25 protein-coding genes are annotated in these 22627 nt (G+C 68.9%); 19 read left to right on the forward strand and 6 right to left on the reverse strand.

Annotated elements, in window-relative coordinates; genetic code table 11:
• Positions 1-264: 264 nt before the first annotated feature.
• Together DW298_RS08350 and hemW are read left to right on the forward strand one after the other, a co-directional pair.
• Positions 265-918, forward strand: a complete 654-nt coding sequence (locus DW298_RS08350; protein WP_136041993.1) for a DUF1990 family protein — start codon at positions 265-267, stop codon at positions 916-918.
• Positions 918-2135, forward strand: coding sequence for a radical SAM family heme chaperone HemW (hemW, locus tag DW298_RS08355; protein ID WP_136041994.1), 1218 nt, complete (start codon positions 918-920; stop codon positions 2133-2135). The genes DW298_RS08350 and hemW overlap by 1 nt, the downstream gene beginning before the upstream one ends.
• A gap of 19 nt (positions 2136-2154) precedes the next feature.
• On the opposite strand, the gene DW298_RS08360 is transcribed toward hemW, so the two are convergent.
• Positions 2155-3573, reverse strand: coding sequence for a carboxylesterase family protein (locus tag DW298_RS08360; protein ID WP_240745071.1), 1419 nt, complete (start codon positions 3571-3573; stop codon positions 2155-2157).
• Between the two features lie 103 nt (positions 3574-3676).
• On the opposite strand from DW298_RS08360, the gene hrcA reads away from it, so the two are divergent.
• From hrcA to DW298_RS08420, 12 genes are all read left to right on the forward strand, one after another.
• The gene (gene hrcA / locus DW298_RS08365) at positions 3677-4708 is read left to right on the forward strand and encodes a heat-inducible transcriptional repressor HrcA (protein WP_136041996.1); all 1032 of its coding nucleotides are present in this window, start codon (positions 3677-3679) and stop codon (positions 4706-4708) included.
• 37 nt (positions 4709-4745) lie between these two features.
• A complete protein-coding gene (dnaJ, locus tag DW298_RS08370; protein WP_136041997.1) occupies positions 4746-5861 on the forward strand; it encodes a molecular chaperone DnaJ in 1116 nt (371 codons plus the stop codon).
• A 2-nt stretch (positions 5862-5863) separates the two neighbouring features.
• The gene (locus DW298_RS08375) at positions 5864-6592 is read left to right on the forward strand and encodes a 16S rRNA (uracil(1498)-N(3))-methyltransferase (RefSeq protein WP_136041998.1); all 729 of its coding nucleotides are present in this window, start codon (positions 5864-5866) and stop codon (positions 6590-6592) included.
• Between the two features lie 63 nt (positions 6593-6655).
• The gene (locus DW298_RS08380) at positions 6656-7006 is read left to right on the forward strand and encodes an HIT domain-containing protein (RefSeq protein WP_136041999.1); all 351 of its coding nucleotides are present in this window, start codon (positions 6656-6658) and stop codon (positions 7004-7006) included.
• 79 nt (positions 7007-7085) lie between these two features.
• Entirely contained in the window at positions 7086-8111 is a 1026-nt protein-coding gene (locus DW298_RS08385; protein ID WP_240745075.1) for a PhoH family protein, read from the forward strand.
• Positions 8108-8566: an rRNA maturation RNase YbeY gene (gene ybeY / locus DW298_RS08390; protein WP_029261717.1), complete on the forward strand. Its 459-nt coding sequence runs from the start codon at positions 8108-8110 to the stop codon at positions 8564-8566. Before DW298_RS08385 ends, ybeY begins: the two co-directional genes overlap by 4 nt.
• Positions 8563-9858, forward strand: a complete 1296-nt coding sequence (locus DW298_RS08395; protein WP_136042000.1) for a hemolysin family protein — start codon at positions 8563-8565, stop codon at positions 9856-9858. Before ybeY ends, DW298_RS08395 begins: the two co-directional genes overlap by 4 nt.
• The gene (era, locus tag DW298_RS08400; protein ID WP_168429529.1) at positions 9851-10747 is read left to right on the forward strand and encodes a GTPase Era; all 897 of its coding nucleotides are present in this window, start codon (positions 9851-9853) and stop codon (positions 10745-10747) included. Before DW298_RS08395 ends, era begins: the two co-directional genes overlap by 8 nt.
• A 54-nt stretch (positions 10748-10801) precedes the next feature.
• Positions 10802-11329, forward strand: a complete 528-nt coding sequence (locus tag DW298_RS08405; protein WP_136042002.1) for a sigma-70 family RNA polymerase sigma factor — start codon at positions 10802-10804, stop codon at positions 11327-11329.
• Positions 11322-12302 carry a hypothetical protein gene (locus DW298_RS08410; protein WP_136042003.1) on the forward strand — a complete coding sequence of 327 codons (981 nt, stop codon included), beginning with the start codon at positions 11322-11324 and terminating at the stop codon, positions 12300-12302. Before DW298_RS08405 ends, DW298_RS08410 begins: the two co-directional genes overlap by 8 nt.
• Entirely contained in the window at positions 12299-12772 is a 474-nt protein-coding gene (locus DW298_RS08415; RefSeq protein ID WP_136042004.1) for a hypothetical protein, read from the forward strand. The genes DW298_RS08410 and DW298_RS08415 overlap by 4 nt, the downstream gene beginning before the upstream one ends.
• A gap of 15 nt (positions 12773-12787) precedes the next feature.
• Complete coding sequence (locus tag DW298_RS08420) at positions 12788-13744, forward strand: NADP-dependent oxidoreductase (RefSeq protein WP_136042005.1); 957 nt, start codon at positions 12788-12790, stop codon at positions 13742-13744.
• A 1-nt stretch (position 13745) separates the two neighbouring features.
• Here the strand turns inward: DW298_RS08420 and DW298_RS08425 are convergent, their stop codons facing one another.
• Complete coding sequence (locus tag DW298_RS08425) at positions 13746-14393, reverse strand: hypothetical protein (RefSeq protein WP_136042006.1); 648 nt, start codon at positions 14391-14393, stop codon at positions 13746-13748.
• A gap of 193 nt (positions 14394-14586) precedes the next feature.
• On the opposite strand from DW298_RS08425, the gene leuA reads away from it, so the two are divergent.
• The gene (gene leuA / locus DW298_RS08430; RefSeq protein ID WP_136042007.1) at positions 14587-16341 is read left to right on the forward strand and encodes a 2-isopropylmalate synthase; all 1755 of its coding nucleotides are present in this window, start codon (positions 14587-14589) and stop codon (positions 16339-16341) included.
• 58 nt (positions 16342-16399) lie between these two features.
• Here the strand turns inward: leuA and DW298_RS08435 are convergent, their stop codons facing one another.
• On the reverse strand, positions 16400-16771 hold the full coding sequence (locus DW298_RS08435) for a VOC family protein (protein WP_136042008.1): 372 nt from the start codon (positions 16769-16771) through the stop codon (positions 16400-16402).
• Positions 16772-16838: 67 nt separating this feature from the next.
• On the opposite strand from DW298_RS08435, the gene DW298_RS08440 reads away from it, so the two are divergent.
• Positions 16839-17570, forward strand: a complete 732-nt coding sequence (locus tag DW298_RS08440; protein WP_136042009.1) for a TetR/AcrR family transcriptional regulator C-terminal domain-containing protein — start codon at positions 16839-16841, stop codon at positions 17568-17570.
• A 9-nt stretch (positions 17571-17579) separates the two neighbouring features.
• On the opposite strand, the gene DW298_RS08445 is transcribed toward DW298_RS08440, so the two are convergent.
• On the reverse strand, positions 17580-18278 hold the full coding sequence (locus DW298_RS08445) for a TRIC cation channel family protein (protein ID WP_136042010.1): 699 nt from the start codon (positions 18276-18278) through the stop codon (positions 17580-17582).
• A 34-nt stretch (positions 18279-18312) separates the two neighbouring features.
• Here DW298_RS08445 and recO point away from each other — a divergent pair, with 34 nt between their 5' ends.
• The 3 genes from recO to DW298_RS08460 all read left to right on the forward strand — a co-directional run bounded on the left by recO (position 18313) and on the right by DW298_RS08460 (position 20642).
• Complete coding sequence (recO, locus tag DW298_RS08450; RefSeq protein ID WP_136042011.1) at positions 18313-19056, forward strand: DNA repair protein RecO; 744 nt, start codon at positions 18313-18315, stop codon at positions 19054-19056.
• Positions 19053-19856, forward strand: coding sequence for an isoprenyl transferase (locus tag DW298_RS08455; RefSeq protein WP_136042012.1), 804 nt, complete (start codon positions 19053-19055; stop codon positions 19854-19856). The genes recO and DW298_RS08455 overlap by 4 nt, the downstream gene beginning before the upstream one ends.
• A 111-nt stretch (positions 19857-19967) precedes the next feature.
• Positions 19968-20642 (forward strand): DsbA family oxidoreductase, encoded by a 675-nt coding sequence (locus DW298_RS08460; protein ID WP_136042013.1) that lies wholly within the window; start codon positions 19968-19970, stop codon positions 20640-20642.
• A gap of 70 nt (positions 20643-20712) precedes the next feature.
• Here the strand turns inward: DW298_RS08460 and DW298_RS08465 are convergent, their stop codons facing one another.
• Positions 20713-21909 (reverse strand): metallophosphoesterase family protein, encoded by a 1197-nt coding sequence (locus DW298_RS08465; protein WP_168429528.1) that lies wholly within the window; start codon positions 21907-21909, stop codon positions 20713-20715.
• A gap of 170 nt (positions 21910-22079) precedes the next feature.
• Positions 22080-22574, reverse strand: coding sequence for a glutathione peroxidase (locus DW298_RS08470; protein WP_136042014.1), 495 nt, complete (start codon positions 22572-22574; stop codon positions 22080-22082).
• Between the last annotated feature and the right edge of the window lie 53 nt (positions 22575-22627).

Here is a 22627-nt window from a genome sequence, read left to right on the forward strand (position 1 = left end):
CCAGGGTGACAGGCTCAGGGGCCCAGGGGCGGCCCTTCGACAGGCTCAGGGACCCAGGGGTGACAGGCTCAGGGGCCCTAGGGCGGCCCTTCGACAGGCTCAGGGACCCAGGGGTGACAGGCTCAGGGACCCAGGGGCGACAGGCTCAGGGACCCAGGGGTGACGGGCTCAGGGACCCAGGGGCGACGGGCTCGGTACCCGGGATGTGTCGCCGTGCGGCGCGTGGGGGTGTTCGCCCAGGTAACGGGAAGTAGGCTGGAACTCATGCGGCGCGGGACTTTCCGAGACGACACGGTGGACTATGCGGCCGTGGGTGCGACCCACGCGCCCGATCTGATGCAGTACCCGCCGGAGCGCAGCATCCCGGCGGAGGAATCCTGGCGGATCGGCAGCGGCCTCGAGCGCTTCCAGACCGCCGGTGACGCGCTCCTGTCCTGGACGGCTCAGCGCGCGGCCGGACTCTCCGTCGAAGACGTGCGGCCAGCGCCGGGTCCCGCCTATGCGGGGGTGAGCTTCGACGCCGAGGGCAACCCGATCGCGCCGAGCAAGCGCGACGTCGAGCCTCGCTACGACGCGGAGGGAATGCCGTACGTGGGCGCGGGGATGACGCTTCATCTGCGTGGGCGCGTCGGAAGCATGCGTGCAGACGCGGAGCTTCGCGTGATCTCCGTGACCGAGGAGACCCGCCGCATCGGCTTCGTCCTCGGCACGGTCGGCGGATCGGTCGTCCGCGGCGAAGAGTCGTTCGACGTCGACTGGCGGGAAGACAACGACGAGGTCTGGTTCACCGTCCGCGCGTTCGACGCTCCCCATGCGCTCGCGTACCGGCTGGTGCCTGCGCTCGTCAAACGCCGCCGTCGTGAGCTCTTCGCGCGCTACCTCCGCGCGATCTCGCCGCTGTACGCGACCCCCCTGTGATGGCGGGACCGCTTCCTCTGGGAGACCCTGCGCCGGCGGACGGGCATCTGCCCGACGACCTTCCCGTCGACACGAGCGTGCCGTTCTCGGCCTACCTGCACATCCCGTTCTGCACGGTGCGCTGCGGCTACTGCGACTTCAACACGTACACCTCGACCGAGCTCCGCGGCGCCAAGCAGGAGGACTACGCATCGACGCTGGTCTCCGAGATCGACCTCGCCCGCCGGGTGCTGGCCGACGCGGGAGCGCTACGGCCGATGGACACCGTCTTCTTCGGCGGAGGGACGCCCACGCTGCTGCCGGCCGGCGACCTCGCTCGGATGCTGGAGGCTGCGACCTCAGCCTTCGGATTGGCGGAGGGCGCGGAGGTCACCGTCGAGGCGAATCCCGATACGGTGACGCCCGCGGTCGCGCGCACGCTGGCCGCCGCCGGTGTCACGCGGATGTCGGTCGGCATGCAGTCGGCCGTGCCGCACGTGCTCGCCTCCCTCGACCGCACACATCGGCCTGAGAACGTGACCACCGCGGTCGCTGCGGCGAAGGACGCCGGTCTCGCCGTCAGCGTCGATCTGATCTATGGGGCGCCGGGGGAGTCGCTCGCGGATTGGGAGGCCTCGCTCGACGCGGCTCTCGCGCTCGAATCCGACCACATCTCCGCGTACGCCCTGATCATCGAGGACGGGACGAAGCTCGCCCGCCAGATCCGCCGCGGAGAGGTTCCGACCCCCGATGACGATCTGCAGGCCGACATGTACGAGCTCGCCGATGCGCGTCTCGCGGCGGGTGGCTTCGACTGGTACGAGGTCAGCAACTGGGCGCGTACGCCCGAGCAGCGCTCGCGACACAATCTCGCATACTGGCGGGGGAGCGACTGGTGGGGCTTCGGCCCCGGTGCGCACAGCCACGTCGCCGGGCTGCGCTGGTGGAACGTGAAGCACCCCGCGGCGTACGCACAGCGGCTCGCGGCATCCGAGTCGCCCGCAGCAGGAACGGAACGGCCGGACGCCGAGTCGCGGACGCTGGAGCGCATCCTGCTGCTGAGCCGCATCCGTGAGGGGATCGCGGTTGACGAGGTGCCCGCCGCGAACCGGAGTCGCGTCGCCGGGCTGATCGCCGACGGGCTCGTGGACCCGTCCGCCGCCATCCGGGGCCGTGTCCAGCTCACGCTGCGCGGTCGACTTCTCGCGGATGCCGTGGTGCGGGAGCTCACCGACTGACCCCCTGATCGGGGGCGGTTCAGCCCGGGAGCAGATCCATCCCCGTCGTTCGGCGCTGTGGCAGCGTCGCACTCGTGGCATCGAAGATCCGCGTCTGTCGGCCGGAGCCGTACACCGGCCAGCCCGGGTCGCCGTTCGTGACGAATCCGATCCAGGCCGCGTTCATCTCGTCCGCGAGCGCCTGCGGCGCGCCGGGGCCCGCCAACCGCACCGTCTCGTCGTCCGTGAGGCGATCGAACACGAACCCGAGCTCCAGTGCGTGCGCGGCGCGCAGATCGCGAACCGGGCTCGGCCACGCGAACTCGTACACGTGGGTGAGATCCGGCCGTGCGGCTGCCAGGCGGCTCAACGGCGCCCGCAGCAGTATGTCCGTGACGAGCTGCCCGAACACCTCGCCCGTGCTCGCTCCGGGGAAGGCCGCACGGTACGCGCGCACCGCACGTCGTGGGATGCGGGAGAGGATCCGCGCGGCCTGCAGCTTCAGCTCGCCGATCCCGGCCAGTGCTTCGGGTGGGAACCACAGGCGGTACTCGTCGGTGTTGCTGCCGATCAGGATCGGTGTGTCGATCTCGCCGAGCACCTCGTGCGGAGAGCGGGGCAGGCTCTCCGGGTCGATGGCGAACTGGAAGCCGGGAGCTCCACCCAGCGGAGAGGATCCGGCGGACTGCGCCTTCCTGGCAGCGAGCAGCTGTTCGGGCGAGACCTCGGCGAACGCGGCGCGGTCGGCGCGGACCCCGAGTCTCTTCGCGAGCTGCGCGGTCACCCGGCCCGCCTTCTTCACCGGTTGCGCAGCGAGCGGCCCGGATTCGATGATGGCGCGATGGATCGGCGCGCGGGAATCCTCTCGCGCGAGAAGCCCGGCGACGATCGCCCCGCCGGCGGATTCTCCCATCGCGGTGATCTGCGCCGGATCGCCGCCGAAGGCGGAGATCTCGCGATGCACCCACGCCAACCCCGCGGCGGCATCGCGCAGGCCCAGGTTCCTCGGCGCATCCTCGAGCACCGAGAATCCCTCCGATCCCAGACGGTAGTTGATCGAGACGAAGACGATCCCCGCCTTCGCGAACACCGTGCCGTCGTAGAGGGGCAGAGCGGCGGTGCCGCGCTCCAGCGCGCCGCCGTGGATCCACAGAAGCACCGGTGCCGCCGAAGCCCCGATCGGCGCCCAGACGTTGGCCGTGAGGATGTCGTCGCCGTCGATGCGCACCGAGCCGAGGAGCTCGCCGATCGCGCCGGCATACGGGAGCTGTGGCGCAGTGGGGCCGAACTGCGTCGCCTCCCGGATGCCCTCCCACGCGCGTGCCGGCTGTGGCGCTCGGAACCTGTTCTCCCCGAACGGCGGTGCGGCATAGGGGATGCCGAGGAAACGGGCGACCCCCTCCTCTTCGGAACCGCGCACGGCGCCGGTCGACAGCGTGGTCTGAGGCGAGGAGGTCATGAGCGTCATCCTAGGGTCGGGTGTCCGCGGTACGGAGAATCCGGAGCTGCACGGGGTAGGATTGGCACTCTGAACGTCCGAGTGCCAGCGGAAGGGAAGGGCGATGGTCACAGAGCGAGGACTCCAGGTTCTCCGCGCGATCGTGCAGGACTACGTCGAGACCCACGAGCCCGTCGGCAGCCGCTCCATCGTCGACCGGCACTCCTTCGGCGTCTCGGCGGCGACGATCCGCAACGACATGGCGCTGCTCGAGGATGAGGAGCTCATCACGGCTCCGCACACCTCGTCCGGTCGGGTGCCGACCGACAAGGGCTACCGCGTCTTCGTGAATCACCTGGCGCAGTTGCGGCCGCTCTCGTCGGCCCAGCGCTCGGCGATCGAATCGTTCCTCGGTGAGCCCGCCGACCTCGACGATCTGATGGTGCGCACCGTGCGGGTGCTGACGCAGCTCACCGGTCAGGTCGCGCTCGCGCAGTACCCGTCGTTCGCACGGGCTCATGTCACGCACGTCGAGCTGGTCGCACTGGCGCCCAATCGACTCCTCATCGTGCTGGTGACGGACGCCGGCGGTGTGTCGCAACGCGTGGCGCTTTTGCCGGAGGCCATCGACGAGGCCGAGATGGCGGTGCTGCGTGCGCGCATGGCCGCCTTGATCACCGGCCACGGCATCGGCGAGGCCTCCGACCGGCTCCAGACCCTGCTGGCCGCGGAAGACGCTCCGAAAGACCTCGTGCTGCGCGCGATCGCGAGCGTCGTCATGGATGAGCTCGGCGGGTTCCGACAGGAGCGTCTGGTGATGGCGGGAGCGGCCACGCTGGCCCGCCGTGAGCAGGACTTCCGCGGCAGCATCCATCCGCTCCTCGAGGCCATCGAGGAGCAGGTGACGCTGCTGCGGCTGATGAGCGAGATGGTGACCGACGAGCACGGGCTCGCCGCCAGCATCGGCACCGAGAATGCGCCGTTCGGTCTGGGCGAGGCATCTATCGTCGCCAGCAACTACGCCGCACCCAGCGGCACCGCGCGCGTCGGCGTGATGGGGCCGACGCGGATGGACTACCCGAGCAACCTCGCTGCGGCGCGGGCCGTCGCCCGCTACCTGTCGCGGATGCTCGACGAAGACGAGGCCGGCCGCTGACGCGGTCGCGCCGGAAGACACACGCAGAAAGGCGATTGTGGCGGACCACTATGAGGTTCTCGGGGTGTCCCGAGACGCTTCCACCGACGAGATCAAGAAGGCGTATCGACGCCTCGCGCGACAGCTGCACCCGGACGTGAATCCCGGTGAGGATGCGGCGGAGAAGTTCAAGCTCGTCACGCACGCGTACGACGTGCTGAGCGACGACGAGTCACGGCGCCGCTATGACATGGGCGGGGGAGACGGCGCTGCCGGCAACTTCGGCGGATTCGGCGGTTTCGGCGACATCTTCGAGACGTTCTTCGGCGCGTCCCAGGGCGGCGGTCGCGGGGCGCGACCCCGCTCGCGCAGGGAGCGCGGCCAGGACGCGCTCGTCCGTGTCACGCTCGACCTCGGCGACGTCGTGTTCGGTGCGCACCGCGACATCGACGTCGACACCGCGGTGCTTTGCGAGACGTGCAACGGCTCCTGCTGCCAGGAGGGGACCTCCCCGGTCACCTGCGACATCTGCGGCGGCTCCGGCCATGTGCAGCGCCAGGTGCGCAGCCTGCTCGGCAACGTCGTCACCTCCCAGCCCTGCGGCACCTGCGAGGGCTACGGCACCACCATCCCGTTCCCGTGCGGCACCTGCGGCGGCCAGGGTCGCGTGCGTTCGCGTCGCACGGTCTCGCTCGACATCCCTGCCGGCGTCGAGACCGGTCTGCGCCTCCAGCTGCCCGGCTCGGGAGAGGTCGGCAAGGCGGGCGGCCCCAACGGCGACCTGTACGTCGAGGTCACGGTCAACGCCCACCCCGCCTTCAGTCGGGAGGGCGACGACCTGCTGGCCACGCTCGAGGTGTCGATGACCGACGCGATCCTCGGCACCGAGACCACGATCCAGGGACTCGACGGCGAGGTCGATCTCGAGATCCGTTCCGGCGTGCAGTCCGGGGACGTCCTGACCATCAAGGGGAGGGGCATCACCCCGCTCCGCGGCACCCAGCGCGGGGACCTCCGCGTGGGCGTGCAGGTGCTGACACCGACCAAGCTCGACTCCGCGCAGCGCGCGCTGATCGAGGACTTCGCGAAGAAGGCCAAGGCACCGGATCCGCAGCTCGCGCAGTTCCAGCCAGGACTCTTCTCGAAGCTCCGCGACCGTTTCCGCAGCCACTGATCATGGCACTGCACTTCCTCGTGGAGTCCTCGGCGGGTGCCGGAGTCGGCGATCTCGTGTCGCTGACGGGCGCGGAGGCGAAGCATGCGGCCGTCGTGCGGCGGCTGCGCGTCGGCGAGGCGGTCACGGTCGGCGACGGCGCGGGTGTGTGGCTGACCGGTGCGGCCGAAGAGGTGTCTCCGAGCCGCGTCGAGGTGCGTATCTCCGACCGCGTCGAGCATCCGGCTCCGAGCCCGCGGGTCGTCCTGGTCCAGGCGCTCGCGAAGGGCGACCGCGATGAGCTGGCCGTGCAGGCGGCGTGCGAGCTCGGGGTCGACGAGATCGTGCCGTGGCAGGCGAGTCGCAGCGTGTCGCGGTGGGAGGGTCCGAAGGCGGTGAAGGGGCGCGAGCGCTGGGCGACCATCGTGCGCGAGGCCGCGAAGCAGGCCCATCGGGCCTGGGTGCCCGAGGTCACCGCCCCCGTCTCGACGAAGCAGCTCGCCGAACGGGCGGCTTCGCAGCGGATGCTGCTGCTCGATCCGACGGCCTCCGTGCGTCTCTCCGAGATCGAGGCTGACGGTCGTGATCTCGTTCTGGTCGTGGGGCCGGAAGGCGGGATCGCCGAGGAGGAGCTCGACTGGCTGACGGCGGCGGGGGCAGAACGCGTGCTCCTGGGCGACACGGTGCTGCGGACGTCCACGGCGGGCCCGGCGGCGATCGCCGTGCTGTCGGTGGCGCTCGGCCGCTGGTGATCCCGGTTCCGGCCGTCGAGGCCCCAGGGCGCCACGGGCGCGGTGATCAGTAGACTTGAGGGCATGACGGAACCCTCGATCTTCACGCGCATTCTGAACGGGGAGATCCCGGCCGAGATCCTCGGCGAGACCGATCGCCTGTTCGCGCTGCGGGACATCGCCCCGCAGGCGCCGGTGCATCTCCTCGTGGTCCCGAAGACCGCGGAGTACCGCGACGTCACAGAACTCGCCGCGGGGGATCCGTCGCTGCTGGCCGAGATGGTGGCGTTCGCCGGGAAGCTGGCCGCCGAGCACACGGAAGACGGCGACTTCCGTCTCGTCTTCAACACCGGCGCGAACGCCGGACAGACCGTTTTCCACGTCCACGCGCATGTGCTGGCCGGGGGATTGACCGAGAAGAGTGTCGGTGCCTGACAACAACGAACCGCAGGAGCGCAGTCTGGGCGGTCGACCGCCCGAGGCGGTCGAGAAGATCTACGCCGACGGCGTCGCCATGGTGCAGCTGCTCGGACCGCAGGACCGGCTGCTGCGGATGCTCGAGAAGGAGCACCGCGATGTGCAGGTGCTCGTGCGCGGCAACGAGATCACCCTCGGCGGCGACGCGGATGCGGTCGCGAAGGCGAAGGCCCTCGTCGAAGAACTGCTCGCCATGACGAGAGCCGGCCATGATCTGGCTCCGAGCGACGTCTCCAGCTCTGCCCGCATGCTGCGCCAGGAGGGCGGTCCGCGGCCGAGCGAGGTCCTGGGCGAGGCGATCCTGACCACGCGCGGCAAGGTGATCCGTCCGAAGACCCTCGGGCAGAAGGAGTACGTCGACGCGATCGAGGAGAACACGATCGTCTTCGGTATCGGCCCCGCTGGTACCGGCAAGACCTACCTGGCGATGGCGAAGGCCGTGCAGGCACTGCAGCGCAAGGAGGTCACGCGCATCATCCTCACCCGTCCGGCCGTCGAGGCGGGCGAGCGGCTCGGATTCCTTCCCGGGACGCTGACCGACAAGATCGATCCGTATCTCCGACCGCTGTACGACGCGCTCAACGAGATGATGGACCCCGAGATCGTGCCGCGCCTCATGGCGACGGGGACCATCGAGGTCGCGCCCCTCGCTTACATGCGCGGGCGCACGCTCAACGACTCGTTCGTGGTGCTCGACGAGGCGCAGAACACCACGCCCGAGCAGATGAAGATGTTCCTCACACGCCTCGGCTTCGGCACGCGCATGGTCGTGACGGGTGACATCACCCAGGTCGACCTCCCGCAGGGCTCCTCCGGACTCCGTCTGGTCACGCGCGTGCTCGACGGCATCGACGACATCCACTTCTCCCGTCTGACCAGCGACGACGTCGTCCGCCACTCGCTGGTCGGACGCATCGTCGACGCATACAGCGAGTACGACGAGAAGCGAACAGCACAGCGATTCGAGCGCGAGCAGGCGGCGGAGTTCGCCAACCGCGCCGACCGCAGGGGAGCGCAGCGCCCCGGACCACGCGACCGCATGCCGAAACGAGGACTCTCATGATCGAGATCAACAACGAGTCGGCCATCGACGTCGACGAGACCGTGCTGCAGCGGCTCACGGACTATAACCTGGCGCAGCTGCACGTCAGCCCGGATGCCGAGGTCGCGATCGTCCTCGTCGACGAGGGCGCCATGGAAGCCCTCCACGTGCAGTGGATGGACGAGCCCGGACCCACCGACGTGCTCAGCTTCCCCATGGACGAGTTGCGTCCGGGTACGGAGGACCGCCCCACCGCTCCCGGACTCCTGGGCGACATCGTGCTGTGCCCGCAGGTGGCCGAGGCGCAGGCTCAGGCCGCGCGTCACACCCTGATGGATGAGCTGATCCTGCTCACCACCCATGGTCTGCTCCACCTTCTCGGATTCGATCACGCCGAGCCCGACGAGGAGCGTGAGATGTTCGGACTGCAGAAGGAACTGATCCAGGGCTTCGCCGCGGCTGAACGTCGCCGATGACGGCCGCCCTCCTTCTCGTCGCCGCCGTCCTGTTGGTGGCGTTCGGCGGTCTCATGGCCGCGATCGATGCTGCCTACGGCGTCGCTTCCCGCGCGAATCTCGCGGACATGGCGACGGAGGGGCGCCGGGCCAAGGCGCTGGGGCGCATCGCCGCCGACCTGGACGCGCATGTCAACGCGGTCGCGTTCATCCGCGTGCTCGCCGAGGTGACCGCTGCGGTGCTGGTGACCGTCGCTTTCACGATGCTCATCGACAACAACTGGTGGGCGATGCTCGCCGCCGCGCTGCTGATGACGGCGATCACGTTCGTGCTCGTCGGCGCGAGCCCTCGGTCTTTCGGTCGTCAGCACGCGGAGGGCATGATCCGCGGCACCGCCTCTATCGTCCGCGGACTCCGCATCTTCCTCGGACCGCTCGCCCAGGCGCTCGTCGTGCTGGGCAACAGGGTCACGCCCGGCACGGGCCGCAGCTCCTTCGCCAGCGAGGACCAGCTGCTCAGCATGGTCGATGAGGCGGCATCGAACGACCTCATCGAGGAGGACGACCGAGACCTCATCCACTCGGTGTTCGACTTCACCGACCAGTTCGTCCGCGCCGTCATGGTGCCGCGCACCGAGATGGTGACCGTCGATGCCACCGCGACCACGGACGAGGCGATGTCGCTGTTCCTGAACCGCGGCGTCTCCCGGATGCCCGTCGTGGACGATGACGCCGATGACGTCGTCGGCGTGCTCTACCTCAAGGACCTCGTGCAGTTCGCGTATCGCGACGACAGTGCCTGGCGCGCCGCGTCCATCCGGCCGATCGCGCGACCGGCGACCTTCGTGCCGGAGTCGATGCGGGCCGAGACGCTGCTGCAGCAGATGAAGCGCGACGCCGTGCACGTATGCCTGGTGATCGACGAGCACGGCGGCATCTCGGGCCTCGTGACGCTCGAGGATCTGATCGAGGAGCTCGTCGGCGAGATCTCCGACGAGTACGATCAGGTATCCGCAGAGTTCGTCGATCTCGGTCACGGACGTTACCGCGTGAGTGCCCGTCTCTCCCTGGAGGACGTGGGCGACCTCTTCGGCCTCGAGCTCGAGGACGAGGACGTCGACTCGATCGGCGGTCTGCTCGGCAAAGCGCTGGGACAGGTTCCGCAACCCGGGGCGACGGCGACGGTGGAGGGCCTGGTCCTCACCGGAGGAGCCTCTCGCGGCCGTGGTCGCGGGATCGCGACGGTGTTCGTGGAACGTGCGGCAGGAGACCCTGACGCTTCGCAGGATGAAGGAGATCGACACGATGACTGACGACACCCGAAGCGGATTCGTGACCTTCGTCGGACGCCCCAACGTCGGAAAGTCGACGCTGACGAACGCGCTCGTCGGCGAGAAGATCGCCATCACCAGTGAGAAGCCGCAGACCACCCGTCGCGCCATCCGCGGCATCGTGAATCGCCCCGAGGGGCAGCTCGTCATCGTCGACACGCCGGGCATCCACAAGCCGAGGACACTGCTCGGCGAGCGGCTGAACGACCTGGTGGAGCAGGTGCTCGGCGACGTCGACGTGATCGGGTTCTGCGTACCGGCGAACGAGAAGGTCGGACCGGGCGATCGCCGTATCGCCGCGTCGCTCGACGGCTATCCGCGCGCCAAGAAGATCGCGATCGTGACGAAGACCGATGTCGCGGCCCGCGACGAGATCACCGAGCGTCTGCTGGAGGTCGATGCGCTGCGCGAGGACTGGTCCGCGGTGATCCCGCTGTCCGCACTGACGCGGGATCAGCTCGACGTCCTGTCCGACGAGATCCTGCTGCTGATGCCGAAGGGCCCCGCCCTGTATCCGGAGGGGATCACGACCGACGAGTCGCAGGAGGACCGCATCGCCGAGATGATCCGCGAGGCGGCTCTCGAAGGGGTCCGCGACGAGCTCCCGCACTCGATCGCGGTCGTGATCGACGACATCGCGCCGCGTGAGGGCACCGATCTCACCGACGTGCACGCGTCGATCGTCGTCGAGCGCGACAGCCAGAAGGCGATCATCATTGGGCACAAGGGCAAGCGGCTCAGCGAGGTCGGCGCGCGTGCCCGCGTCGGCATCGAGGCGCTGCTCGGCACCCGTGTGTTCCTCGGGCTGCATGTCAAGGTCGCGAAGGAATGGCAGCGCGACCCGAAGCAGCTCGGCCGGCTCGGCTTCTGAGATGAGGCCCGGTCACACGTCGATGGCGGCGGGAAGGCCGCCGACCCCGCAGACATGAGCTTCCGCAGCGATGACCCGAATCCGCTGCGGAACGAGGTCTTCACACGAGTCTTCGACGCTCACTGGGCGGCGGTCCGGCACCACGTCGAGGGCGTCGTCGGCGACGAGGGGGAAGTCACCGAGATCGTCTCCGAGGTGTTCCTGCACGCCTGGTCGCGATTGCGACCGGCGCGACCACCCGGTCGCGTCTGGCTGCTCCGCGCCGCTGATCGACGTCTGCGCTCTCGCTCGCGTCGTTCTTCGACGCCGAACTGCGCCGTCGACGCCGTTCCCGGTGGAGTGACCGACGCCGACGAACAGCCGGGACCGGCAGGTCGCTCGGAGGTCGTTCGTGCTTTGGGTGTCCTCACTCCGGTCCAACGGCGTATCATCATGCTCACGTACTGGGATGGACTCGCGGTGGGGGAGATCGCGGAGTTGTTGCGCGCTTCTGAGTTCCGGGTACGCAAGACGCTGGGCATCGCGCAGAACCGTCTGCGCGATGAGCTGGGCCTGGAGGGGCTGATAACGGGTGATGACTGACAACGCCGTGCTCGAGCGGATGCTGATCGAAGCCGACCCTGCGCCGACCTCCCGTGATGCGCCACCCGATGCCCGTGCTCTCGCGACCCGCGACCGCATCCTCCGAAACGACGTGGCACCGAAGCGCCGGCGGGCGCAGACACTCGGCTGGGCCGGCGGGCTCACGGCCGTCGCCGCCTCCACCGCTTTGGTGATCGGGGTGCTCTCTCCGCAGGGCGCCGCCGTCGCGGGCACCCCCGCACCGCTCGAATTCAGTGGATCGAGCACTGTCGCTCAGATTGTCGACGACGCGGAGACAGCTCTCGCCGAGACCCCGGGGCCGACGGCGCCGATGCGAACCGTCAGGACTGCCTCCTGGGGCTTCCAGGTCGATGTCGACGCGAAGACCACGACAGTCGTGCCGCAGCTCTCGACCCTCGTGTGGGAACCGGACGGCTCCGGGCGAATGACCATCGTCGCGGGAGTGCCGTATGACCCTTCCGACGCGGTCGCCAGCAATGCCGCCGAGGTCTCGAGCAGCGGCGAGGTCGTCACCGATCTGGTGATGGAGCCGGGGGATTTCGACACTCCTTGGACGACGGTGCCCGGCGAGACACGTGACGACATGGTGGCGATGCTCGAGGCGTTCGGGATGCCGGCGGATCCCACCGCGTACGACGTCGGACTGGCGCTCACGTCGGTCCTCGATCAGTGGACCCTGACCGACGCCCAGCACCAAGAGCTGCTTCTCCTGCTCGAGGAGGCCGGGGGCGGTGAGGCTCTCGGGAACACGACCGACCGACTGGGGCGTGCGGTGACCGGTGTCCGGGCCCAGTCCCCGGACGGCGCCGTGAGCGACCTCGTCCTGGTGTCGCGCGATACCGGGCGGATCGTGGGCGTCGAGCGCACGGTGTTGAAGGACGATGACGTGTTCCCCGCAGGCGCGATCATCTCGTATCAGATGTGGGATCTCGATGAGGAGACCGTGCGATGAGACGCAGCTCGCTGCTGGCGGTCGCCGTGCTCGGGATGGTCATGACGCTCGGGGCAGTCCCCGCCACGGCCGCCGTTGAGGACGAGCGCGAGGTCGATCCCCTGGTCGCGGCGGTACTCGATGAGGTGCCGGGCGGGATCCTCATCGACGGGCGGCACGCGGTATGGCCCAAGCTTGGCATGGAACTCACCGTCCCCGCCTCGTCGGGGATGGCAGCGTGGTCGGTGGGCAGCTGCACCACCGGCAGGATCTGCGCCTACAACAGCACGTCGCTCGGTGGAGCGGCTCTCACGTTCGGCACCTGCGCCGTGCACACGATCCCGTCGAGTTTCTCGGTCAAGTCCGCTGCCAACGCGCGCAGCATCGGATACGTGCAGGTGCGCAATGGCTCGACCGTCCTGAAGACCGTGCCCGCCGGGAGCTGGAGCAACGTCTCCGGCACGGTCACCAACCTGCGCTGCCTCCTCTGAGCGGTGTCGCCGTCGATGTCGTCGGGAGAACTGCCGCTGGCGAAGCACTGGGTGGCGACCGCGCCGGGCCCGCCGGATTCGTGGGAGTTCGTCGAGGAGCGCCTGTCGGCACCCGGGCGCGGTGAGGTCACGATCCGGGTGTACGCGGCCGGCGTGAATCCTGCGGACGCGAAGCATGTCGCGTCCCGCCGCCCCGGCCTCGAGTTCCCTGTGCCGATCGGGTACGAGGTGTCCGGTGTGCTCAGCGCGGTCGGCCCGGACACCCGGATCGGCTCCGGTTCCGCGGCGATCGGAGGCGAAGTCGTCGCGTTCCGGGTGCGCGGTGGCTACGCGACAGAGGTCACGGTCCCGGCGGAGAAGGTCTTCGCGAAGCCGTCCACGCTCACGCACCCGGAGGCGGCGAACCTGCTTCTCGTCGGCACCACTGCGGCCGAGATGCTGGCGGTCACCGGGGCAGCGCCGGGGGAGACCGTCATCCTCCACGGCGCCTCGGGGGCGGTCGGCGTGAGCGTGCTGCAACAGGCCAGGCTCCGCGGCATCCGAGTGATCGGCACCGCGAGCAGCGACCGGTTCGACGAGGTACGGCGGTTCGGGGGAGAGCCCGTCCGCTACGGTCCGGGGCTCGCCGACCGGGTCCGGGAGGTCGCGGACGGACCGGTCGTCGCGGCGCTCGATGCCGTCGGCACCGACGAGGCCGTCGACGTGTCCCTCGACCTCGTCGCCGATCGCCGTCGCATCGTCACGATCGCCGCGCTGGGGCGCGCAGAGGCCGAGGGGATCCTTGCGATCGCCGGGTCGATGCCCGCCAGTGCCCGGTTCCGCGACGAGGTGCGCAGCGAGCTGATCGCGCTCGCGCAGAACGGCGACCTCGTGGTGCCGGTCGCCCGGACGTTCCCCCTCACCGATGCACGCGACGCCCATCGACTGCTGGCGTCCGGCCACCCCGGCGGCAAGCTCGCCCTGATCCCGTAGGTCAGTCGATCTCGCGCAGGGTCGACTCCACGACCACCACACCGTCGCCGTACTCGGCATCCATCGCATCCTGGATCGTGCCGTCGTCCCAGATGACCTGCAGCCAGACGTATCCACGCTCGCTCCAGACGGTGAGTGCATCCGCCCCGAGGCGGGCGGAGATGTCGTCCTGGACCCTGGTCAGCTCGTCCTCCGGCGTCGAGCCTTCGACGCCGCCCGTCGGATCCTCGGGAGCGACCGTGTCGTACAGCGCGAGCATGATCGGCGGGTCGGTCCGGGTGAGCCGCTCGCCGTCGTACGTGGCGTAGACGGCGTATTCGCCCCACGTCGTGTCACCGCTGGTCTCGCTGCCATCCACACCGTCCCAGGTCCACTCGTCCAGTGGCACGCCGGAGCACTGCGGTGGGTAGGACTCCATGACCGCCCCCGTGCACAGCGCGACGTCGCCCGCGTCATCCAGCACGGTGCCCACCCCGATGACGCGCCCCTCCGGCGGCTCGGGAAGCGCGTCCTCGAGGCGCTGGTCCGACGGGACGGTCGTGCTCGTCGGGGCCGCCGAGCTGCCGGGTCCCGCCGTGCAGGCACTCAACGTGAGGAGTCCGACGGCGGATGCCACGGCGAGGATCAGGCGACGCTGCGATGTGCTCATACGGGGGAGTGTCTCCGAGCGCCCGATCGTCTCAGACACGTCGAAACCGTCCGCACATGCCTGCTAGCATGACCACATGCCTTTCGGCGGTCTGCTTCTTCTTAGCTGCCGCGACGAGTCCTAAAGCTAGGGCCTTCCTCGTCGCGGCGCTTGTGTTGGCCCGTTCATCTTGACGAAGAGAAGAAGCCCCATCATGCAGAACACTCAGCGCCCGTCCGCGATGCCGATCCACAAGTACCGGCCGTTCCACGAGCAGATCTCCGTCCACCTGCCTGACCGCACCTGGCCCGACGCCCGCATCACCGAGGCGCCGCGGTGGTGCGCCGTCGACCTCCGCGACGGCAACCAGGCTCTCATCGACCCCATGTCGCCCGAGCGCAAGCGGGTCATGTTCGAGCTGCTCGTCAGCATGGGCTACAAGGAGATCGAGGTCGGCTTCCCATCGGCGAGCCAGACGGACTTCGACTTCGTGCGCCAGCTCATCGAAGAGAACCTGATTCCCGACGATGTCACCATCCAGGTGCTGACCCAGGCGCGCGAGCACCTGATCGAGCGCACCTATGAGTCGATCGCCGGCGCCAAGCAGGCCATCGTCCATCTCTACAACTCCACGAGCGTGCTGCAGCGCGAGGTCGTGTTCCGCACCGACAAGCAGGGCATCATCGACATCGCACTCGAGGGTGCGCGCCTGTGCCGCAAGTTCGAGAAGACGATCCCGGACACGAAGGTCTACTACGAGTACTCGCCCGAGAGCTACACCGGCACCGAGCTCGAGTTCGCCGTCGACATCTGCAACCAGGTGATCGAGGTCTTCGAGCCGACCCCTGACCGCAAGGTGATCATCAACCTGCCGGCCACGGTCGAGATGGCTTCGCCGAACGTCTACGCCGACTCGATCGAGTGGATGAGCCGTCACCTGAACCATCGCGAGAACATCATCCTCTCGCTGCACCCGCACAACGACCGCGGCACCGCCATCGCCGCCGCCGAGCTCGGCTACATGGCGGGCGCCGACCGCATCGAGGGCTGCCTATTCGGCAACGGCGAGCGCACGGGCAACGTCGACATCGTCGCGCTCGGCATCAACCTGTTCACCCAGGGCATCGATCCGCAGATCGACTTCAGTGACATCGACCAGGTCAAGCGCACGGTCGAGTACTGCAACCAGCTGCCCGTGCCCGAGCGCAGCCCGTGGGCCGGCGACCTCGTCTTCACCGCGTTCAGCGGATCGCACCAGGATGCGATCAAGAAGGGCTTCGAGGCGATGGAGGCCCGGGCGAGCGCCGAGGGCGTCACGGTCGACGAGATCGAGTGGGCGGTCCCGTACCTGCCCGTCGACCCGAAGGATCTGGGTCGCTCGTACGAGGCGGTCATCCGCGTCAATTCGCAGTCCGGCAAGGGCGGCGTCGCGTACCTGCTGAAGTCGGATCACGCGATCGATCTTCCGCGCAAGCTGCAGATCGAGTTCTCCGGTGTCGTGCAGGCCAAGACGGATGCCGAGGGCGGCGAGGTGACGTCCGACCAGATCTGGTCGATCTTCAACGACGAGTACCTGCCCGCCGACGACTCTGCGGCCAAGTGGGGGCGGTTCGAGCTGCTCGCGACCCAGACCCGCAGCGACATGTCCGGTGACGTGGTGCTCGACGTGGTGCTGCGCGACGACGACCAGCAGGTCTCGGTGTCGGGCAACGGCAACGGCCCGGTGGCGGCGTTCGTCGAGGTGCTGCGCGGTCAGGGCTTCGACATCACGGTGTACGACTACGTCGAGCACGCTCTCAGCGCCGGCGGAGACGCGCAGGCGGCCGCGTACGTCGAGCTGCAGGTCGGCGACCAGCGGCTGTGGGGCGTCGGCATCGACGGTGACATCTCGACGGCATCCCTCAAGGCGATCGTCTCGGGCGTCAACCGCTCGATCCGCACGCGTCAGCCGGAGCTCGCGGCAGTCTGACGGCCCTCACACGAACGCCCCCTCGGTGACGACCGAGGGGGCGTTCGTCGTCACCTGCTCAGACCCACTGGACGAGCTGCCAGACGAGGCCGTTCGGGTCGGCGAACTGGCAGTAGCGCTCACCCCATGGCTCGGTCTCCGGCGGAGTGATGACGCGTGCGCTCGTCGCGATGCGGGCGAACTCCGCATCGATGTCCGCGACGACGAACACGAGCAGTGTGCCCTGCCCTGCCGAGCCGGCGATCCCCTGAGGCCGGAACGTCTGCAGCCCGGTCTGCAGGAAGATGAGGTTGGGCGCGTCAGGATGCTGCAGGGAGACGAAGCCCTCGGCGGACATGGCCTCCTCGAATCCGAAGTGGGTCTTCGCGAAAGACGCCGAGGCGGCGACGTCGGGGACGTTGAGCGAGATGGCGGTCTGGGTGATGTTCACGGTGTCTCCTGTCTAAACTACGTACAACGTACATGGTTAAGTCGCCGCGTGAGAGGATTATTCCGATATGGCCAAGAATCTGGTGGATCTCCTCTGGCGGGATGACTCGGCTGCCGCCGGCGGGCGGCGCGGACCCCGGGCGCGGCATTCGACGGCGGAGGTCGTCTCGCGCGCGATCGAGCTCGCCGATCGCGGAGGCCTGGCCACCGTGACGATCCGCGCCCTCGCGCAGTCGCTCGAGCTCCCGCCTATGTCGATCTACACGCATGTCAACAGCCGCGATGACCTGCTGGTGCTGATGGTCGATCAGATGAACGCACGGATGATCGTGCGGTCGGTCGCGGGAGCCGGATGGTCCGATCACGTGCGCGCCGTGGCCGAGGACAACCTCGACCTGTTGCGCGGGCACACCTGGTTGGTCGACATCGCAGACCAGCGTGCCGCGCTCGGACCCGGCACGATCGCGAAGTACGACCGCGAGCTGCACGCGTTCGATGAGACCGGGCTGGGGGACGTGCAACGCGACGCCGCCCTGTCGTTCGTCCTGGACTTCGTGCGGGCCGCGGCGAGCCGGATGCGGGAGAACTCCGAGAAGGAGCAGCTCGGCGCTTTCTGGGCGGAGGCGGGACCGCGTCTGTCGACCCACCTCGGGGAGGAGCACCCGCTCGCGCAGTCCGTCGGTCGGGCCGCGGGCGAATCCCTGGGCGCCGCCTACGACGCCGATGCCGCGTGGGAGTTCGGCCTGGCCCGGGTGCTCGACGGCCTCCGCATCCTCATCGAGGAGCGGGCCGGGTCCTGATCCCGAGGCTCAGCTGTCGGCGCGGGGCTTGACGATCGCGATGGCGCCCGTCTCGGCGGCGACCTTGCGTCGATAGATGCGGCGCTGCTCCGGGAGGGAGACGTCGAACGTGACGGCGAGGATGCGGATCACGGTCGTCACGGCGATGCCGACGACCGCGGCGATCGTGATGGGCATGCCCAGCGCCACGGCGATGACGATGAACGTGCACCCGGCACCGGCCGCGACGGCATAGAGGGAGCCGACGTGCATGATCGCGGTCGGCAGCCCCATCAGCATGTCGCGGAGAACGCTGCCGCCGACGGCCGCGCAGACCCCGATGAACACCGCGGGCACCTCGGGGATGCCGAAGGCCAGGGCCTTGCTGGTGCCGAACGCACCGAACATCCCGATGACCACCGCATCGAGGACGACGATCGCGGTGTTCAGGCGGGTGAACAGACCCGCGAGGAGCATGCCGAGGAGTGCCGCCCCCGCCGCCGTGACGAGATACCACTGGTTCTGCAGGGTGGCCGGCGTCTGCCCGAGCAGGATGTCGCGGATGAGACCGCCGCCCATCCCGATCATGATGCCGATGATCGCGACGCCGAGCCAGTCGAGGCGTCGCTGACCTTGAAACCCCGATGCGAACATCGCGCCCTGGACCCCGCCCAGGCCGACGCCGAGCAGGTCCGCCCACAGCGGAATGGTGAAGAGCGGTTCGGTCACCCGACCATTCTCCCGTACGGAGGATAATCGAGGGGTGCCCACCTACCGAGACGAAGCGGTGATCCTGCGCACTCACAAGCTCGGTGAGGCGGATCGCATCGTCACCATGCTCTCGCGGCGCCACGGCAAGGTCCGCGCTGTCGCGAAGGGGGTGCGCCGCACGTCGTCGAAGTTCGGCGCCAGGCTCGAGCCGTTCATGGTCGCCGACGTGCAGCTGTATCAGGGGCGCTCGCTCGACATCGTGCAGCAGGCGGAATCGCTCGGCTCCTACGGCACGGACATCGCGGCGCACTACGACCGGTTCACCGCGGCGAACGCGATGGTGGAGACGGCCGACCGGCTGAGCGACGCCGAGGCCACCCCCGATCAGTACCTGCTCCTCGTGGGCGGGCTGAGGGCTCTGTCGCGCGGAGAGCACGTCGCGCGCAGCATCCTGGACTCCTATCTCCTGCGGGTCATGTCCCTCTCCGGATGGGCGCCCTCCCTCGATGAATGCGCGCGCTGTGGCACGCCGGGCCCGCACTCCCGGTTCGTCGCGCAGCTGGGCGGACTGGTGTGCACGAACTGCGCCCCGGCCGGCAGCCCGCGCGTCGCCGAGCAGACGTTGACCCTGCTCCGCGCCTTGATCTCGGGTGAGTGGGACGTCATCGACGCGTCCCCGCACGCCGACACCGCAGCCGCGTCCGGACTCGTCTCCGCCTACGCCCAATGGCACCTGGAGCGCGGCATCCGCTCGCTCGCCCATGTGTCGGACATCTCGTCGGAAGGACCACGATGAGCCCGAAGCCCTACACGCACAAGGATGCGGTGCCATACCGCCCACTGGATTGGACGGGCGTGCACCCGCCGGCGTTCCGGGCCGTGCCCGAGCACGTCGCGATCGTGATGGACGGCAACGGGCGCTGGGCCAACCGTCGGGGGCTCAACCGGATCGAAGGGCACAAAGCGGGCGAGGAGGTGCTGCTCGACGTCGTCGCCGGTGCCATCCAGGCCGGTGTGAAGCATCTCTCCGTGTACGCCTTCTCGACCGAGAACTGGGCGCGCTCTCCCGAGGAGGTGCGCTTCCTCATGGGTTACAACCGCGATGTGCTGCACCGCCGCCGCGACCAGCTCAACGAATGGGGGGTGCGCATCCGCTGGGCCGGCCGCAAGCCCCGTCTCTGGGGCAGCGTCATCAAAGAGCTGCAGCACGCGGAGCAGCTCACCCGCGGCAACGACGTGCTCACCCTCACGATGTGCGTCAACTACGGCGGCAGGGTCGAGCTCGTCGACGCGATGCGGGCCATCGCCGAGGACGTCGCCGCCGGTCGGGTGAAGCCGAAGGCCATCACCGAGAAGATGATCCGCCGGAACCTGTACGTGCCGGACATGCCCGACGTCGACCTGTTCCTACGAAGCTCGGGGGAGCAGCGCACCTCGAACTTCCTGCTGTGGGAGTCGGCGTACGCCGAGATGGTCTTCCTCGACACCCTGTGGCCGGACTTCTCGCGCGAGGAGCTCTGGCGCGCGATCGACATCTACCTGTCTCGGGACCGTCGCTTCGGCGGGGCGATCGACACCCCGGACGCTCCCGCCTGAGCCCGGAGCCACCGCTCGGTCTCGCGGGGATCCCGGAGTCGGACGATCGTGAGGTGCGGGAAGCGCAGGGGCCTCGGAATAGCTCATAGGCGCATGCGGTTGGATGAAAGTGTGACTGAACCCATCTCCATCGACATCTGGTCCGACATCGCCTGCCCCTGGTGCTACATCGGCAAGCGCAACCTCGAGAAGGGTCTCGAAGCGGTCGCCGCCGATGAGGACGCGCCGCAGGTCAACATCACGTTCCACTCGTTCGAGCTGTCGCCCGACACCCCGGTCGACTTCGACGGCGACGAGATCGACTTCCTCGCGGGGCACAAGGGCATGCCGCGGGAGCAGGTCGAGCAGATGCTATCGAACGTGACCGGTGTCGCGGCGAACGCGGGGCTCGAGTACCGCTTCGACATCCTGCAGCACACCAACACCGTGAAGGCGCACGAGCTGCTGCACTTCGCGAAGGCCGAGGGGCTGCAGCACGAGATGGAGGAGCGGCTCATGTCCGCCTACTTCACCGAGGGCAAGCACGTCGGGCGCATCGATGACCTCGTCGCCCTCGCGACTGAGGTGGGCCTCGACGCCGACCGCGCCCGTGCGGCGCTCGAGAGCGAGCAGTACCTCCCGGCCGTGCGTCAGGATCAGGCGCAGGCGCGGGCCTACGGCATCCAGGGCGTGCCGTTCTTCGTGGTCGACGGCCAGTACGGCATCAGCGGTGCGCAGCCGCCGGAGGCATTCGAGAACGTGATCCGCGACCTCTGGGCCAAGCGGGACGAACCCGTCGAGGCCTGAGATCGACGGCAACGCGCATACGGAGACGGCGGGAACCCGAACGGGTTCCCGCCGTCTTCCTGTCTGAGCGTCAGATCCGCTGCTGGCGCGGGCCCAGCGGCAGCGGCTGCATCGGCTGGTCGTTCGCGGTGAGATCGATGCCGAGCTCGCGCGCGTACACGACGCGCGTCGCGATCGTCACCTCGTCACCGGCTTCCTTGAGCTCGAAGACCCGTCCGCCGCGCATGCGGTTGCGCTCGGCGCCGTCGAGACCGTACGCGCCGAAGCCGGTTCCTGGGGCGTAGCCGAGCATGACGCCGTAGTAGTCGCCCACGTAGTCGTTGATGTGGTCGTGGCCGACGAACACGCCCTTCACGTCGCCGCGCTCGAGGATCGCGTTGAACATCCCCGAGTTGAACGGGCCGGGGCATTCGTCCTCGTTGCGCTCTCCGACGATTCCGTGTCGTGCCCTGCCGCGTGCGGCATCGGCCTCGGTGCGGGTGTCGACGCCGCCCCACCACATGAAGCGGTGCTCCCAGAGGGCGATGTGCAGGAACATCAGCCCCGGCACCTTGCGCCCGCGACGCCGCTCGAGCTGCTGCGACTGCTCGCGGTACCAGGCCACCTGGTCCATCCGCAGCCAGTCCCAGGTCGGGTATCCGGCGAAGTCCTGGCCGTCGATGGTGCCGGGGGCGTAGCGCCCCGAGTCCATCAGCCACAGGGCGAACGCCTCGCGGTTCTTCCGGGCAGCCGAGCCGATCGAGACGATCGTGTTGCTGGTGCCGGTCACGCCCCGCGTGCTCTCGGCGTTCACGTTGTACTCGTACGAGCGATAGATCTTCAGCATCCCCGCCTCGTCGACGCCCGACTGCGGGAGCGAGTCCTCGTCGTGGTTGCCGTAGGTGACCGCCCAGGGGATCCGCCGGGACTCCATCGGCGTGACGACGTTGTTGATCGCCTGCTTGACGGCGAGCCGGGTCTCGCATCCGCCGGTGATCACGTCGCCGTTGATCACCACGAAGTCGGGCTTCTCCTGGTCGAGCACCTTCTCCATCAGCTCGACCGTGCGGCGGTCGGTGAGCTCATCGTCCTGTGTGTCGTTGAACTGGACCACCTTGAAGGTGCCGTCGGCGCGGAACCGCAGGCCTCGGCCGGATCCGGCGCCCGCCGGGGCGATGTCGGAGGCCGCGGCGGCCTGGGCGGTGCCGAGGGGCAGGGCGGTGCCGAGAGCGCCGAGCGCTCCGGCGGTGAGGACGGTGCGTCGGCTGATCGGCAGGCGGTCGGTCATGCGTGGTCTCCTTCGTCTTCGGCGATGTTCGCCGCGGTGAGACTAGGGATGCCAGATGGCGTCGGGCTGACGAGGGGGTGAACGAGACCCGTGTTCGCGGGCGGATCAGCGGAGGGCGCGGTTGACGCGGAGGTGAACGACGGCCGACACCGTGTCGGATCCGCCCTGGTTCAGCGGGTCAGCGCTGCTTCGATCGCGCTGACGATCTCGGGGGCGTCCGGCTTCTGCTTCGGACGGAACCGCAGCACGTCGCCGTCGGGCAGCACGAGGAACTTCTCGAAGTTCCACTCGACACGGCCGGCCTTGCCACCCGCGTCCGGGGTCTCCTTGAGCGCCTTGTACAGCTCCGAGGCGTTCTTGCCGTTCACCTTGACCTTGTCTGTGACGGGGAAGGAGACGCCGTAGGTCGTCGAGCAGAACTCGAGGATCTCGTCCACGGAGCCCGGCTCCTGGCCGAAGAACTGGTTGCAGGGGAAGCCGACGACGGTGAAGCCGCGGTCGCCGTAGAGGCGCTGCAGTTCCTCGAGCTGCTCGTACTGCGGGGTGAGGCCGCACTTGGACGCCACGTTGACCACCAGCACCACGTCGGCGCCGAGATCGTCGAGCGTCTTCTCCTCGCCCTTCGCATCGGTGAACGGGATCGAACGGAGCGCGGAATCGGTCATATTCACAGCTTAGGTCGCAGCATCCCTCCTGGCTCCGCGTCTGGGAGAATGGA

Origin of the sequence: Microbacterium sp. A20 (assembly GCF_004794515.1) — a bacterium.
Classification (GTDB): domain Bacteria; phylum Actinomycetota; class Actinomycetes; order Actinomycetales; family Microbacteriaceae; genus Microbacterium.